Here is a 15,159-nt window from a genome sequence, read left to right on the forward strand (position 1 = left end):
ATTAAACCTGATTTGGCACCCGGGCTGCCGTTCTCATACCGTCTGGCGACTCATCAGAAGGGACACCCGTGCGCCGCCTGACCATCCTTTCCCTAGCAGTCCTGATAGCCGGCGCCACCGGATGCGCGGGTGCGCGGCCCGACGCGAAGCCCGCCGCCACCGGCCCCGCCTCCCTGGAGCAGCCGGTGCCGTTCGGCAGTCACCGCGTGCCGTACGCGCAGGGTGTGCTGCGCCCGAAGGGCGACGCGGACGGGCAGGTGCGCGACTACTACGGCAAGTGGAAGGCGGCCTTCGTCACCGCGAAGTGCGGCTCGCTGCAGGTGCTCTCGCCGGACGCCGACCACCCGTACGTCGCGGAGGCGCAGGGCTACGGCCTGGTCATCGCGGCCACGATGGGCGACAGGGACCTCTTCGACGGCATCCTCGGCTACGTCGAGGCGCACCCGTCGGTCAACAACCCCGACCTGCTCGCCGCCGAGCAGGACAAGAACTGCAAGAGCGTCAACGGCTCCGACTCGGCAACCGACGGCGACCTCGACGTGGCCTACGGGCTGCTCATGGCCCAGCGGCAGTGGGGTGGCGGCTACCGGGACAAGGCGGTCAAGCGGATCGCCGCGATCAAGGAGTCGGAGGTGAACCCGGACACCAAGCTGGTCAAGCTGGGCGACTGGGCCACCCAGGACGATCCGCTGGCGAAGGTCTCGCGCACCTCCGACTGGATGATCGACCACTTCCGGGCCTTCGAGAAGATCGACCCGGCCTGGGCGGAGATCCGGCAGGCGCACCAGAAGCTCATCGCCGAGATCCCGAACGAGACCGGCCTGCTGCCCGACTTCGTGAAGAACGGCAGGCCGGTCAAGGGCCAGGTGCTGGAGGACGCGCACGACGGCGACTACAACTGGAACGCCCTGCGCGACCCGTGGCGCATCGGCGCCGACGCGGTGACCAGCGGCGACGCCGCCTCCACTGTCGCCGCCCGCAAGATGAGCACCTGGATCTCCAAGGTCGGCGACCCCGAGAAGATCGCCGGCGGCTACACCCTGGACGGCAAGCCGCTGGAGGAGGGGCCCGAGCCGGCGTTCGTGGCGCCGTTCGCGGTGGCCGCGCTCGTCCAGCCGGACGGGCAGGCCTGGCTGGACAAGCTGTGGGCGTACCTGACCTCGCGGGAGATCGGGAAGAAGGACTACTTCGCGGCCACCGTGCAGCTCCAGTCGATGATCGTCGCCTCCGGCAACCACTGGGTGCCCTAGCTGCCCCTGGTGCCGGACACGCAGTTGGCCCGGACGTTGACCGGTTGCCTGGCGAGCAGCTCCCTGGCCTGTGAACGGGCCAGGTTCCAGCCGTTCCACGGGTCCGGCGCGTCCAGGCCGTTGGCCTTGACCACGTTGAACAGCACGCAGCTGCGCTGGGGCTCCGGCAGCCGGACGAGCGCGGGCACGGCCTCCGCGCCCAGGTCGCCCAGGTAGTCGGAGTCCATCTGCGCCACGCCACGCACCGCCACCTGGGTCTCGGCCACGCGCAGGTCCGGGTTGACCATGGCGAAGGTACCCAGGCCGAGCGCCGTCACCAGGACGATCGTGCGCGGCAGCCAGCCCGAGCCGCGGCCCGCCAGCCGGGCCGCCCCGGCCAGCAGGACCAGCGCGAACACCACGCCGAGCCACCAGACCGTGGCCTGGACCGAGATCCGCAGCCGCGACAGCCCGTACACCTCGGTGTAGAGGTCCATGCGGTGCAGCGCGGAGGCCAGGATGACCAGCGTCAGCGCGCACAGCACGCCCAGCTGACCGGCCAGCACCCAGCGCTCGCGGCGGCCGGTGCGCAGCACGCCCCCGGCCACGGCCACGATGCCGAGCACGATCATGCTGACCAGGACGAGCTGGAAGAAGCCCTCCCTGGCGTACTCGGCATAGGTCAGGCCCTCGGTGTTACGCACCGTCGCCGCGCCGCCGAACAGGAACCTGATCTGCACCGCCACGAACGCACCGAACAGCAGGTTCAGCGCGGTCAGCGGCACCAGCCAGACCGTCCGCGCGATCGTGACCTTGACGCCGGGTCCGATGGGGTCCTTGACCGGCCGGAGCGCGACCAGGACCAGCGCCGACAGGAGCGCCCCGAACACCGCGAACAGCACGACGCGCGACGGGAGCGACTCCATCCAGTCGGGCGTGGCCGTCAGCCGCTCCAGATACCTGGCGAACACGCGGTCGGCCGAGGCGAACAACAGCCCGAACACCCCGACCAGCACCACCGCGATGCCCACACCCGCCAGCGTCGGCATGATCCGCCGCCGGGCGACCAGGCGCTTGACCGGCCCCGACAGCAGCCAGGGCACCGGGCCGAGCGCCAGCACCACCGACATGCCGCCCCTGATCACGCCCAGCCAGCCGGTGCCCGCGCCGGAGACCGCCAGCGCGATCAGCCCGGCCCCGGCCGTCACCATGATCAGGACCAGCCAGTCGGCGTCCCTGATCACGGCCGTCGAGATCAGCCAGTAGCCGGTCAGCCCGAACGCCACCGTCCACGGCGTCGCCCTGCGCAGCACCGCCGGGAGCGCGCCGGCCCCGAGCACCAGCGCGACCAGCACCAGGCCGAGCCCGCTCTGCGCGTCCGGCAGCGCCACGGCGGCGAACACCCCCGCACCCGCCGCCGCCGGAAGCAGCCAGCGCGGCGTCTCGGGCAGCTCCGGCTTCGGCAGCAGCGGGGGCGGCTGGTAGGGGGGCGGCGGAGGTCCGTAGGCGCCCGGCGCGAGGGGCTGCGGAGGTCTCTGCTGCCTGTACGGCTGCCGCGCCGCCGTATCGGCGGCCACGACCGAGCCGACGGCGCCACCCGCGGCCGTGGCCAGGATCAGCGTGACCAGCGCGGCCACGCCCCCGAACGCGACACCCATGACGACGGCGGCGAACAGCCCGACAAGGAACCCGGCCAGCAACCCCAGGAAGATCCCCCAGAACAACCGCCCGAACCAGCTCCCCGACTGCCGCTGCCCACCACCCGCACCCGGAGCGGTCCGCACCGCCGCACCCGGTGCGGGCCGCGCCGCCGCTCCCGCAGGGGGCCGCACCGCCGCGTCCGGTGCGGGCAGTGCCGCCGCGCCCGCCCCGACCGGCACCGTCCGGGGAGGCGAGCCCGGCCCGACCGGCGTCGGTCGTGTGGCCGCGGTCTCGACCGGCACGGTGATCGGGCCGGTGCGGGTAGCCGCCGCCTCGGCCGCCACCGCCCCCTCGGCCCTCGCGGCCACCGCCACGCCGTCCTTCACCGTCGCGGGCACGCCTTCGGGCTGCGTCTCGGCCGTCACATCCGAAGCCCCGGCCGTCGCCTGGGCCGCCACGCCGTCCTGTGGGACCGCCGCCGTGCCATCCTGCGCCGCCGCCACGCCATCCTGTAGGACCGCCGCCACACCGTCCGGTGAGACCGCTGCCGCGCCGCCCTGTGAGACCGCCTCCGCGCCTCCGGCGGCGACGGCCCGCTGGTCCTGTACTGCGGGCGCGTCTTCCTGCGTCGCCCCGGCTGCTGCCTCTGCTGTTGCCTCTACCGGCATCTTGGCCGTCACTCCCGCCGTGACACCTGCCGTCACTCCCGCGGTCACTCCCGCAGTCACTCCCGCCGTAGCATCCGCCGTCGCCTCTGCCGCCACGACGGCCGGTTTGGCCGCGACCGCCTCCTGCCGTGGGTTGCCCGCCTCGGGGAGCGCCCGTTCCGCCGGGCGTTCCTCCCCGGTCCCGACCGATGTTTCCGCCATCGTGGTCCTCCCCGGTAAGTCGACGACCATCCGGCATCCGGTGCCGTCGCCGATGTGAATGGAGCCACCGTGCAGCTCGACGATCTCCTTGACGATGGCCAGCCCGAGCCCCGAGCCGCCCGAGTCGGCCGCCCGGCCGGAGTCCAGCCGGGAGAAGCGTTCGAACACGCGCGCCCTGGCCTCGGCGGGAATGCCCGGCCCCTCGTCGGCGACGGTGATGCGGATCCCCGCGCCCTGGCCCGCCCCCGTGATGGTGACCAGGGCGCCGGGCGGGCTGTGCCGTACCGCGTTGTCGAGGAGGTTGGCCAGGACCTGGGCCAGCAGGTCGGGGTCGGCGCGCACCACGAGGCCGGGCGGGATCCGCCCTTCCAGCCGCACGTCCTCGCGCGCCAGCCCCGCCTCGCGCAGTGCCTGTTCGAGCAGCGGGCCGAGTTCGATCGCCTCGGGCTCGATCAGGCGGGCGCCGGAGTCGAGCCGCGACAGGTCGAGCAGCTGGGTGACGAGGCGGCCGAGCCGTTCGGTCTGGGCGAGCGCGGTGCTCATCGTGACGGGGTCGGGCGTGGAGACGCCGTCGACGACGTTCTCGAGTACGGCCCGCAGTCCCGTGATCGGCGTGCGCAGCTCGTGACTGACGTTGGCGATCAGCTCGCGGCGCTGCCTGTCGACCTCGGCCAGGTCGGCGGCCATCGCGTTGAACGCCCTGGCCAGCTCCCCCACCTCGTCACGCGAGGTGGCGCGGACCCGGAGCGCGTGGCTGCCCTTGGCGATGGTCTGCGCGGCCGAGGCCATCTCGCGCAGCGGCTTGGTCATGCCCCTGGCCAGCCACTGGACCATGATCAGCGCGAGGAGGGCGGCGACGGCGATGCGTACCTCGCGCGAGTAGCCGGAGTTGATGCCGACCTCGTTGACCACGAACGCCACGCCCACGGCCAGGACGATGACGAGGCCCAGCTTGACCTTGATGCGGCCGAGGAAGTCGAGTGGCCTCATCGCCGCACCAGGGCGTAGCCCACGCCGTGCACGGTGCGCACGACGTCCGGGCCGAGCTTGCGGCGCAGCGCCCGTACGTGGCTGTCGACGGTCCTGGTGGCGGCGGCCTCGGAGAAGCCCCACACGTCCGACAGCAGCCGGTCGCGCTCGAAGACCTGGCCGGGCCGCTCGGCCAGGCGGCGCAGCAGGTCGAACTCGGTCCGGGTGAGCTGGGCCTCCTGTCCCCCGACGAACACGCGGCGGGCGGCGGTGTCGATCTCCACCTCGCCCACGCGGATCACCGTGTCCTCGGCGGCCAGTTGGGCGGCCCGTTCGACCCGGCGCAGCAGCGCGTGGATCCTGGCGACCAGTTCGCGCATGCTGAACGGCTTGGCGATGTAGTCGTCCGCGCCCACCCCCAGCCCGACCAGCACGTCGGTCTCATCCCCGAGCGCCGTCAGCATCAGGACCGGCACCGGGCGGGCCGCCTGCATCCGGCGGCACACCTCGAGACCGTCGAGACCGGGCAGCAGGCGATCGAGGATCACCAGGTCGGGCTCGGCTCTGCCGTAGGCGGCCATCGCGCTCTCGCCGTCGCCGGCCACCTGGACGTCGAAGCCTTCGGCGGCCAGCCGGTCGCGTACCGCGCGTGCGATCGTCTCGTCGTCTTCGACGACCAGGACCCTTTTCACGACTCGAAGCCTAGAAGGGGACTGTGCAGACGACACTCGGCAATTTGTGGACATCCCGTGCAGACTTGTGCTCGTGAACGTCGCCGCGTACCTCTCCCGCATCGGCCGCCCCGACCTCCTCAACGCCCCGCCCAGTGCGGACAACCTGCGTGAACTCCACATCGCCCATATCGAACGGGTCTCCTACGAGGCGTTGCAGATCTGGCTCGGCCGGCCCACCACGGTCGACCCGCAGGAGTCCGCTGCCCGCATCATCGGCGGCCGGGGCGGCTACTGCTACCACCTCAACGGCGCCTTCTCCCTCCTGGCCACGGCGCTCGGCTACGAGGTCACCAAGCACCTCGCCGGCGCCCAGCAGGAGTCCGCCACCGGACCGCACCTCGCCGGCAACCACCTCGTGCTCACGGTCCGGCTGCCCGACGGCGAATGGCTGGTCGACCTCGGGCTCGGCGACGCCATCCGCGAGCCGCTCCCCCTGGTCGCGGGCACCTACCGCCAAGGACCCTTCGAGTACGGCCTGCGCCCCTCGGAGATCGCGCCCGGCGGCTGGCGCTTCGACCACGACCCGCGCGGATCGTTCGTCGGCATGGACTTCGGCCCGGCCCCCGCGCAGATGTCCGACTTCGCCGACAAGCACCGCGAGCTGACCACCTCGCCGGATTCGGGCTTCGTCCGGGTCGCCGTCGTGCAGCGCCGCGACGCCGGCGGCGTGGACACCATGCGCGGCCTCATGCTGACCAGGATCGGCGACCGCTCGCTGCGCACGACGATCACCACCCAGGCGGACTATTTCGCCGCGCTGGCCGACGTGTTCGGGCTCCCCATGGCCGACGTGAGCGCGCGGGAGCGGGAGAAGTTGTGGCGCAGGCTCCAGGAGGCCCAGGAGCGCTGGGTCAGCGGCAACGGCTCCCGGGTTCAGGCAGAGAGCCCTTGAGCAGGTAGGCGTCCACCGCGGCGTCGACGCAGGCGTTCTTGCCGCCGTAGGCGCCGTGGCGGTCGCCGTCCCAGGTGAGGAGCCGGGCGGAGGAGAGTTGCCCGGCGACGTCGGCGGCGTACTCGTAGACGCCGTCGGGGTCGCCGGTGTTGCCGACGATCAGGATGGGCGGGGCGCCCGCGCCGCTCAGGCGGCCGGCGTGCGGGTCGGCGGACTTGGGCCAATAGGCGCAGTTGAGCAGCGTCTGCCAGACCGCGGACGGGCCGAACCTGGGCGCGTCCGCGGCGATCTTCGCGGCCAGGCGGTCGAGGTCGCGCCTGCCGTACCTCTCGGTGTAGTCCGCGCAGTTGATGGCCATGTTGGCGTCCTGGAAGTTGCTGAACCCGCTCTCCTGGCTGCCGCCCGCCAGCCACGCGGACATCTCCAGCATCGGCCTTCCGTCGCCCTTGTAGGCCTTGGCCAGCGCGTTCTCCAGCTTGGGCCAGCCGTCGGGGCGGTAGAGCCCGTAGAGGACGGCCAGCCGCGCGGCGGGCTCGGTGAGTTCGCCGACCGGCAGGCCCCCGGCCAGGAAGCGGTCGAAGCGGTCAAGCACCTCCTCGCCGGTCGCGCCGATCGGGCAGTCCGCCCGTGCCCCGCAGGCGTCGGCGAAGCGGCGCAGGCCCTTCTCGGTGCCGGCCATCTGGAGCCTGATCACCTCGAACTGGCCGAGCGTCGGATTGCCCGGCGAGTCGAGCACGAGCCGCCCGACGTTCCCGGGAAACAGGTCCGCGTACGTGGCCATGAGCGATCCGCCCCACGACAGCCCGAAAGCGGTGAGCTTGTCCTCGCCGAGCGCCTGTCTGATCCGGTCGAGGTCGCGCGCGTGGTTCCTGGTGCCGAGGTACGGCAGAAGCGGCCCGGCGGCCTTCTCACAGGCGGCCGTCACCTTCCTGGCGGCGGCGAAGGCGGCGCCCTTCTCCCGGTCGGTGTCCGGGGTGGGGTCGGCGGTGAACGCGGTGGCCAGGTCCTCCTTGGTGAGGCACTGGACGGGGCTGCTCTCGCCGACGCCGCGCGGGTCGTACCCGATCAGGTCGTAGCGCTCGCCGAGGGTGTCGTGCGCCTTTGTCAGGACCCGCGGGAAGTCGAGGCCGGTCGCGCCGGGCCCGCCCGGGTTGAACACGAGGCTGCCGAGCCGCCTGGCGGGGTCGCGGGCCGGGACACGGGTGAGGGCCAGCGTGACGCGTTCGCCTCGGGGCCTGGCATGGTCGAGTGGGACGTCCAGCTTGCCGCACTCACGCGGACCGCACGCCGTCCACGCGATGCTGGTGTCCGTCCTGGTTTCAGGAGTCCGAGGTACGGCCGGCGGCGCGGCCTGGCAACCGGCGGCGAGGATGAGGGCGATGGGAAGGAGTTTCCGCATGCTGTCGAGGGTGCCGGGAAGGCTGGGCACCAGCCCACCTCACCAGGCACGATTCCGGGTAAACACATCGGTGTACCCCCCGCGCATGGCTATGCCCGGAGATATCCCGCTATCGTGCGTTTCGAAATGGGAGAAAGCATGAAGCTGGGCGGGCGCTATCGGCTGCTGAACCCCTTGGGCGAAGGCACGGTACGGCTGGCCTTCGACGAGGTGGCGCACCGTGACGTCGCCGTCAGGGACATGCGGGCGCAGCCGGCCGGGGAGGCCCGGCGGGCGCTCGGACTGCGGCATCCATCGATCGTCCCACTCCTCGACCTCGTGGAGGAGGAGGGCGGGCCGTGGCTGGTCACGGAGTTCGTGTCCGGGGCCTCGCTGGCGCGTACCGTCGACGCCAAGCGGCCCCTGCCGGAGCTCCAGGCCGCCCGCGCCGGGCTCTGCCTCCTGGAGGCCCTGACGACCGCGCACGGGGCCGGGATCGTGCACGGCAACCTCAATCCCGGCAAGGTCATGCTCACGGCGACCGGCCGCGCCGTACTGACCGGCTTCGGCCTGCCGCACCCCGGCCTGCGCCCGCCCGCTGACCTGTGGTCGCTCGCCGCCACCCTGCACTTCGCGGTGGAGGGCCGCCCGCCGGGCACCGCACCGGCCACCGACCCCGAGCCGTTGCGCGCCCTGATCCGCGCCATGCTCGACCCCGCCGGACCGCCGTCCCTGGACGACATCACCTCCACCTTGACCCGCCTGGCACTCAACCACCCCATCACCACCACCCACCCCCTGTCGGTCCCCACCACAGGCAGCTTCCCCCCGACCCCGGCCACACCTCCCGGCCACCCGTCGCCGCCCCCCTTCGACCAACCAGCGGACCCAGCCCTCGGCCACGCAGCGGGCCCGGACTTCGGCCACACGGCAGATCCGGCCTTCAGCCACACGGCGGGCCTGGACTTCGGCCAACCCACGGGCCCGGAACTCGGCCATCCCGGTGACCCTGCGCCGCCCGTGCTTGGTCATCTGGCTGAGACCCCGCCCTTGGGCACCCCCGTCGCCCCGCACCTCGGTGGCGAGGCCCCGGCACACCCCGGCGACCAGAGCGCCCTGGCACCCGCCCCGCAGGACGAGGCGCCCAACCCGCCCGCCAAGTCCCGCCTGCTGGGCCTGCGCAAGGTGTTCGGCCGGCGCCGCCAGTCCCCGCCCGCCCCCGAGAACCCGCCACCCACCGAGCCACCGCTCACCGCACCGCCCGTCATCACCCCCGAAACACCCATCCAGCACCCGCACGCCCCCTTCCCGCACGACGCCCCACCCCAGGACGACACCCCCTTCCCGCAGCACCCGCACGCCCCCTTCCCGTACGACGCCCCACCCCAGGACGCCCCCTTCCCGCAGCCCCCGAACGCGCCACCGCAGAACCCGCCCACCCCCCACCCCGTGGACGCCCCTTTCGGGCACCCCGTGGACAGTCCCTTCGCGCCGCAGTCCCCGGACGCCTTCCCCACACCGCCGGACGCCCCCTTCCCACCGCCGGACGCCCCCTTCCCGCCTCCCGAGCCCGGACCGGCGCCTCCGGCCGACGACTCCTACCCGACGCCACCGGTAGCCGCGTTCCCCACACCGCCCGCCGGCAGCTTCCCGGGGCCGGCCGACGGCTTCCCCACGCCACCCGCCCAGAACTTCCCGACGCCACCTGTAGAGCCCGCGCCGCTCAGTGACGTGCTGTACCCGTCGCCCTCCTGGCCGGTCGCCTACGACCCCGCGCCCCCGCACAGACCACGCCATGCCGCCCCCGGCGCCACCCCGGTGGATCGGGCGCTGGATCAGGTGATCGGCACCACCGGCCCGCTTCCTCCGGTCCAGGTGGCCGCGATCGGGCTGGCCGTACTGGATCAGCTGGTGGGTCTGCACGCTCGCGGCGAGCACCACGGCGACATCCGCCCCGGCAACATCCTGCTGTCCCCGTCGGGCCAGGCCATTCTCAGCCCGCCGCTGATGCCGAACGGGATCTCCGCCTACACCGCCCCCGAGGGCGCGACGGGACCGGCCGCGGACATGTGGTCGCTGGGTGCGACGCTGTTCGCCGCGGTCGAGGGGCTGCCGCCGGCTCCGGGCGCGCCGCTGACGAGGGCGGGCGCGCTGGCGGCGGTACTGTACGCGTTGCTGGCCGGCGATCCGGCGGCCAGACCGGCCCCGGCACCCCTACGCCAGGAGTTCCTGACCATCTCCCAAAGCCTCGACCCACGCGACATATCGTGAATGGAACCCCACCGGTCCCCCACTCGTTGGACCGAAGACGCACAATGTGAGAGAGGCGGGGCGCGCGCTCCGCGTTCGGAGGAAGTTGAGGATGTCGCCAATCCAGAAGTACGCGGTAGGCGCCGGCGCCGCCGTACTGCTCTCGCTGATCTTCCTGCCGGGTTGGCTCACCCTGCTGGTCGTCCTCGGCGTGGTCGCCGCTCCGGTGGTCGGCTATTTCATGCTCGACCCGTCCCAGCGCGAGCGCCTCAAGCGCGTGCGCAGGCGCGGCATCGGCAACTGAGCCAGCTAAAAACGGCGAGGGCCCGGAGAGCGGCCCTCGCCGTACTCAGGCCTGCGCCAGGGCGGTCTGCACGCGCTGGGTCACCCGGCGCTCGACGTAGAACGACAGGAACGGCACCGTCCCGCCGAGCATGATGCCCAGCATGTACGGCCAGCTCCACCGCGCCTTCATGCCCAGGTTCATGACCGTGACCAGGTAGACCATGTACAGGAACCCGTGCACCTGCGCGATGATCAGCCCAGGCCACCACGTGACCCGGACGACGTAGTTGAGGAACATGCCCACGCAGAGCACGAGCAGCATCACGCCGACCATGTAGGCGAGCACCCGGAAGGGCTTGAGGGCGGACTCCACTAGTTTTCCTAACCTTCCAGAACCATCTCAGGGGACTGTCGAGCACGGCCCCGATCACCCCGTACGGCGTCGCGTACGAAGTGGAACCACATGAAGACGGCGAACCCCGCGAAGATCCACCAGTTGGCCGCATAGGCCGCGTTGCGCCACGTGAACGTACCGCCGACGACCGGCGGCGCCACCGAGACCGGGGCGAGCGCGCCGGAGGCGGGCTGCGCGACGACGAACCCGTTGCGCACCTTCTCGCCCTTCCACAGGTTGATCAGCTCGCCCGTGGAAACGGTCTGCACCTGCCCAGCGGGCAGTCCCTCCGCGCGCCGCTGCACGCTGTCGGTCCCCTGCGGGGGCCGTAGCCGCCCCGACACGTTCACGTTCCCAGCCGGTACGGCGGCGCCCGCGTCACCGGCCGAGGCCACCCACCCGCGCACCACGGGCATGAGCGTCCCGTCGGCGAGCCGGAGCGGCGTGAGCACCCAGAAGCCCTTGTCCCGCGCGACGTTGCCGCCCGGCGTGTCCACGCTGGGCCTGCGGTCGGCGACGAGAAGCTGCCGTTCCCCGTCGTAGACGCCCTGCGCGGTGACCTTCCGCCCCACGGCCGCGTTCTCGAACCCGGCGCCCACCTTGGCCAGGCCGTCCACGGCGACCGGGGCGGGGTCGGTGGCCGCGTGCGGCTTGCCGGAGTCCTGGAAGACCCCGAGCTGCCAGCGGCCGAGCAGGATGAACGCGGTCAGGACCCCGATCGTGAGCAGATGCAGCCCGATCAGTCGTGGGGAGAACAGGGTCCTGAGCATGCTTCAAAACTATCCGCCGGACGGCGTGGTCCGTCATCAGGGGCACCCACACCAGTCCTGGCAAAAGGTGCAAACGGCTCACCTGTTCCGGCTAGAGTGCTGCGCATGTCTGACCAGCATCCCGACCCGGCCGGCAACACGCAGCAGTTCCGCGCGTTCGCACAGCAGAGCGAGCAGGACGGCGCGCGCAAGCGCTCGGCGGCCCTTCCCATCATCGCCGGTGTGGTCGTCCTCGCGATCATCGCGGTGGCGGTCTATCTCATCCTGAAGTAACCCGACTCCGACAAAGCCAAGCGCCGACGGCCACGCTCTCGGCGCTTTTCGTGTGCCCGGACATTCCCGCCCGCAGGTAAGCCCGGCGGCCCCGACGCGCACCCTCCCAGCGCGGCCCGCAGCGGCCCGCGCCCGGCCCGGCCGGCCGTCCCCGCGAACGAGCGCGCCTCGACGCCGTCGCCCCACCACCCGCACAGGTGGCCACAAGCATGCGATGTGACCCGGCTCACTCTGGACCGGGCAACTTCGGCTGACTACATTGGACAATGTGTCCAATAAGACTGCGGACCTCGACCGGTTCCGCGAGTTGCAGCAGCTCGCCTACCGGGGCGCCGAGCATGTCGCCGCGCGGCTCGAACCCGGGGTGACCGAGCGCATGGCCGCCACCGCCCTGCGAAAGTGGCTGGAACGGCACGGCGCGGACGACTGGTTCCACGTGCCGTTCGCGTGGTTCGGCGAGCGAACGGCATTCCGGAAATTTCGGGTTCCGACCCAGTTCCTGCCTACTTCGCGACGGCTCGAAGAGGGCATGCCCTTCGTCCTGGACTGTGCGCCGGTCAGGGATGGGTTCGTCGCCGACATCGGGTATTCGGGGCGCCTGGGGGACAATGCCGACTGGGACGGGCTGGACCGGGATCTGGCCGGGTTCCGGGGGAAGATCCTGGAACTGGTACGGGCCCGCCGTACCTTTCGCGATATCTACGCGGAAGTCGACCGGCTCATCGCCGAACAAGGGCATCGAAACCGGCACAAGGTTTATCCCGGGCGGGTGATCGGGCATCAGGTCGCCCGTATTCGCCTGGGCGGGCCGCGTTTCGTGGTTTTCCAGTCCTTTGGGTTCAGGACCCTGCGTACGATCGGGCGCGAACTCGTCAAGGAACGCCTCGAAGGCCGCTCCCCGCTCTGGGCGGGCGGCAAGGCCAGTGAGCATCCGCCGACCCCCGGGCTGTGGGCCGTCGAGCCGCATCTGGGCACCGCGGGTGACACGGTCGGCGCCAAGTTCGAGGAACTGCTGGTCGTCACCGAGGACGACGCCTACTGGCTGGATGACGACCTTCCCCACGTCCGCCGCTGGGAGTCCCGATGACCGACACCTCGATCAAGCCGCGCCGGGTCAGGTTCTCGTGGGAGGAGACGCCGCTGCACTGGGTGCCCGGCGACCCGTTCACCACGCACCTGATCAACGTGCTGCACATGCTGCTGCCCGCCGGTGAGCGCTGGTTCGTGCACGTGTTCAAGCAGGCTCTGCCGTACATCCAGGATCCGCGGCTGAAAGCCGAGGTCAAGGGGTTCATGGGGCAGGAGGGCACGCACGCGGTCGCGCACCAGCGGGTGCTGGAGCACATGAGGGAGCAGGGGCTCGACCCCGGGCCGTACGTCGAGAACATCGAGTGGATCTTCGAGCGGATGCTCGGCGACGACACGATGCCGCCGATCGCGCGGACGTACTGGCTGAAGGAGCGCGTGGCGCTGATCGCGGCCATCGAGCACTACACCGCGGTGCTCGGGCAGTGGATCCTGGACGCCCGGCCCCTGGACGACGCCGGAGCCGACGCGGTCATGATGGACCTGCTGCGCTGGCACGGCGCCGAGGAGGTCGAGCACAGGAGCGTGGCGTTCGACCTGTTCATGCACCTCGACGGCTCGTACGCGCGGCGCACGCGGACGATGATGGTCACCGGGCCGATGATCGTCCTGCTGCTGAAGCGGGGCGCCGGGTTCCTCATGGCCAACGACCCGATCCTGCGTGGGCGGCTGCGGGCGAAATGGACGCATTACTTCTACCGGGCGCACCAGGGGCGCGTGCCGACGTTGCGCAGCCTGGCGCTGGCCGTACCGCGCTATCTGCGGCCTGGCTTCCACCCCAGCCAGGAGGGTGATCTACGGCAGGCGCTCGACTACATCGCGATCTCCCCGGCGCATGCCGAGTTCCTTTCCCTGACGTCCGAGACCTACAGGAGGTCCAATGAGTAAGCCGGGAATCGTGATCATCGGCTCGGGGTTCGCCGGCATCGGGATGGCGATCAAGCTCAAGGAGGCCGGCTTCGACGACTTCGTCATCCTCGAAAAGGCCGCCGACCTGGGCGGTACCTGGCGCGACAACGTCTACCCCGGTTGCGCGTGCGACGTGCCGTCGCACATGTACTCCTACTCGTTCGAGCTGAATCCCGGCTGGTCGCGGATGTTCTCCCCGCAGGATGAGATCTGGGAGTACATGCGGGCGTGCGTCGACAAGTACCGCATCGGGCCGCATATCCGGTACGGCAAGCAGGTCGCCGGCCTCGAATACGACGACGAGGCCAGGGAATGGCAGATCACCACCGAGGACGGCGCCACGATGCGGGCCAACGCCGTCATTTCGGGCATCGGCGCCCTCCATATCCCGAAATTTCCTGAAATCAAGGGACGTGAGGCCTTCGCCGGGCCGTCCTTCCACTCCAGCGCCTGGGACCACTCCGCCGACCTGGCCGGCAAGCGCGTCGCGGTCATCGGCACGGGCGCCTCTGCCATCCAGTTCGTCCCCCAGATCGCCCCCGTGGCCAGGGAACTCCTCCTCTTCCAGCGCACCCCGCCCTGGATCCAGGCCAAGCCCGACTTCGCCATCCCCGGCGCCATGCGCAGAGCCCTCGCCCTGCCCGGCGCCGCCCGCCTGCTGCGCAACACCGTCTACTGGGGCCTGGAGACCCGCGCCCTGGGCTTCGCCGTGGACCCGCGGCTGATGAAGATCCACGAGACCATGGCCCGCAGGCACCTCGAACGCCAGGTCCCCGACCCGGAACTGCGCGCCAAGCTCACCCCCGACTACACCATCGGCTGCAAGCGCATCCTGCTGTCCAGCGACTACTATCCCACCCTGACCAGGCCGAACGTCTCCCTGATCACGGACGGCATCACCGAGATCCGGGAGCGTTCAATCGTCGACGCGACCGGCGCCGAGCACGAGGTCGACGTCATCGTCTACGGCACCGGCTTCAAGGTCACCGACTCGCTGCAGGAACAACGCATCGTCGGCAGAGGCGGTCGCAAGATCCAGGACGCCTGGCAGGACGGCATCGAGACCTACTACGGCATCACCACCGCCGGCTTCCCGAACCTGTTCTTCCTGCTCGGCCCCAACACCGGCCTCGGGCACAACTCGGTCGTCTTCATGATCGAGTCGCAGGTCCGCTATGTCATGAACTGCCTGCGCCTGCTCTCCAGAACCCAGGCCAGAGCCATCGACGTCAAACCCGGCCACCAGCGCACCTTCCAGGACCGCCTGCACCGGCGCCTCGACCCCCTGGTCTGGAACTCCGGCGGCTGCAAGTCCTGGTACCTCGACGAGCACGGCGTCAACCGCACGGTCTGGCCCGGCTTCACCTTCGAGTACTGGGCCCGCACCCTCCGCGTCGACCCCGCCGCCTACGACCTCATCTACTGACTCCAGGCATACGAACGCATCTCCGAAAACTGTCGGTGACGATCTTTACAGTCT

13 protein-coding genes are annotated in these 15,159 nt (G+C 71.2%); 8 read left to right on the forward strand and 5 right to left on the reverse strand.

Features of this window, described 5'->3' with window-relative positions; translation table 11 throughout:
• Positions 1-68: 68 nt before the first annotated feature.
• Complete coding sequence (locus ACFWYW_RS49630; RefSeq protein ID WP_379621860.1) at positions 69-1,250, forward strand: glycosyl hydrolase family 8; 1,182 nt, start codon at positions 69-71, stop codon at positions 1,248-1,250.
• Here ACFWYW_RS49630 and ACFWYW_RS49635 read toward each other — a convergent pair.
• Together ACFWYW_RS49635 and ACFWYW_RS49640 are read right to left on the reverse strand one after the other, a co-directional pair.
• Positions 1,247-4,729: a DUF4153 domain-containing protein gene (locus ACFWYW_RS49635; protein WP_379621862.1), complete on the reverse strand. Its 3,483-nt coding sequence runs from the start codon at positions 4,727-4,729 to the stop codon at positions 1,247-1,249. The genes ACFWYW_RS49630 and ACFWYW_RS49635 overlap by 4 nt on opposite strands.
• Complete coding sequence (locus tag ACFWYW_RS49640; protein ID WP_379621864.1) at positions 4,726-5,400, reverse strand: response regulator; 675 nt, start codon at positions 5,398-5,400, stop codon at positions 4,726-4,728. Before ACFWYW_RS49640 ends, ACFWYW_RS49635 begins: the two co-directional genes overlap by 4 nt.
• A gap of 73 nt (positions 5,401-5,473) precedes the next feature.
• Between ACFWYW_RS49640 and ACFWYW_RS49645 the strand changes: the two genes are divergently transcribed.
• Entirely contained in the window at positions 5,474-6,334 is an 861-nt protein-coding gene (locus ACFWYW_RS49645) for an arylamine N-acetyltransferase (protein WP_379621866.1), read from the forward strand.
• On the opposite strand, the gene ACFWYW_RS49650 is transcribed toward ACFWYW_RS49645, so the two are convergent.
• Positions 6,294-7,763 (reverse strand): alpha/beta hydrolase, encoded by a 1,470-nt coding sequence (locus ACFWYW_RS49650; protein WP_379621868.1) that lies wholly within the window; start codon positions 7,761-7,763, stop codon positions 6,294-6,296. The two genes, ACFWYW_RS49645 and ACFWYW_RS49650, sit on opposite strands and share 41 nt — an antisense overlap.
• A 108-nt stretch (positions 7,764-7,871) precedes the next feature.
• Here ACFWYW_RS49650 and ACFWYW_RS49655 point away from each other — a divergent pair, with 108 nt between their 5' ends.
• Positions 7,872-9,983 carry a hypothetical protein gene (locus tag ACFWYW_RS49655; RefSeq protein WP_379621870.1) on the forward strand — a complete coding sequence of 704 codons (2,112 nt, stop codon included), beginning with the start codon at positions 7,872-7,874 and terminating at the stop codon, positions 9,981-9,983.
• A gap of 91 nt (positions 9,984-10,074) precedes the next feature.
• Positions 10,075-10,266: a hypothetical protein gene (locus tag ACFWYW_RS49660; RefSeq protein WP_379621872.1), complete on the forward strand. Its 192-nt coding sequence runs from the start codon at positions 10,075-10,077 to the stop codon at positions 10,264-10,266.
• A 45-nt stretch (positions 10,267-10,311) separates the two neighbouring features.
• Here the strand turns inward: ACFWYW_RS49660 and ACFWYW_RS49665 are convergent, their stop codons facing one another.
• Positions 10,312-10,620 (reverse strand): DUF3817 domain-containing protein, encoded by a 309-nt coding sequence (locus tag ACFWYW_RS49665; protein ID WP_379621874.1) that lies wholly within the window; start codon positions 10,618-10,620, stop codon positions 10,312-10,314.
• An 8-nt stretch (positions 10,621-10,628) separates the two neighbouring features.
• Complete coding sequence (locus tag ACFWYW_RS49670; RefSeq protein WP_379621876.1) at positions 10,629-11,411, reverse strand: SURF1 family protein; 783 nt, start codon at positions 11,409-11,411, stop codon at positions 10,629-10,631.
• 105 nt (positions 11,412-11,516) lie between these two features.
• On the opposite strand from ACFWYW_RS49670, the gene ACFWYW_RS49675 reads away from it, so the two are divergent.
• From ACFWYW_RS49675 to ACFWYW_RS49690, 4 genes are all read left to right on the forward strand, one after another.
• Complete coding sequence (locus tag ACFWYW_RS49675) at positions 11,517-11,684, forward strand: hypothetical protein (RefSeq protein WP_379621878.1); 168 nt, start codon at positions 11,517-11,519, stop codon at positions 11,682-11,684.
• A 268-nt stretch (positions 11,685-11,952) separates the two neighbouring features.
• Complete coding sequence (locus ACFWYW_RS49680) at positions 11,953-12,771, forward strand: M24 family metallopeptidase (protein WP_379621880.1); 819 nt, start codon at positions 11,953-11,955, stop codon at positions 12,769-12,771.
• Entirely contained in the window at positions 12,768-13,658 is an 891-nt protein-coding gene (locus ACFWYW_RS49685) for a metal-dependent hydrolase (RefSeq protein ID WP_379621882.1), read from the forward strand. The genes ACFWYW_RS49680 and ACFWYW_RS49685 overlap by 4 nt, the downstream gene beginning before the upstream one ends.
• Positions 13,651-15,105 carry a flavin-containing monooxygenase gene (locus ACFWYW_RS49690; protein WP_379621884.1) on the forward strand — a complete coding sequence of 485 codons (1,455 nt, stop codon included), beginning with the start codon at positions 13,651-13,653 and terminating at the stop codon, positions 15,103-15,105. The genes ACFWYW_RS49685 and ACFWYW_RS49690 overlap by 8 nt, the downstream gene beginning before the upstream one ends.
• Positions 15,106-15,159 lie beyond the last annotated feature (54 nt).

Source organism: Nonomuraea sp. NPDC059023 (genome assembly GCF_042740095.1).
Classification (GTDB): Bacteria; Actinomycetota; Actinomycetes; order Streptosporangiales; family Streptosporangiaceae; genus Nonomuraea.

Bases quoted from the DNA above. Each gene is read 5' to 3' on its own strand.
- ACFWYW_RS49675 (WP_379621878.1), top strand. From the start codon at position 11,517: ATGTCTGACCAGCATCCCGACCCGGCCGGCAACACGCAGCAGTTCCGC.
- ACFWYW_RS49685 (WP_379621882.1), top strand. From the start codon at position 12,768: ATGACCGACACCTCGATCAAGCCGCGCCGGGTCAGGTTCTCGTGGGAG.
- ACFWYW_RS49635 (WP_379621862.1), bottom strand. From the start codon at position 4,729: ATGAGGCCACTCGACTTCCTCGGCCGCATCAAGGTCAAGCTGGGCCTC.
- ACFWYW_RS49690 (WP_379621884.1), top strand. From the start codon at position 13,651: ATGAGTAAGCCGGGAATCGTGATCATCGGCTCGGGGTTCGCCGGCATC.
- ACFWYW_RS49670 (WP_379621876.1), bottom strand. From the start codon at position 11,411: ATGCTCAGGACCCTGTTCTCCCCACGACTGATCGGGCTGCATCTGCTC.
- ACFWYW_RS49655 (WP_379621870.1), top strand. From the start codon at position 7,872: ATGAAGCTGGGCGGGCGCTATCGGCTGCTGAACCCCTTGGGCGAAGGC.
- ACFWYW_RS49660 (WP_379621872.1), top strand. From the start codon at position 10,075: ATGTCGCCAATCCAGAAGTACGCGGTAGGCGCCGGCGCCGCCGTACTG.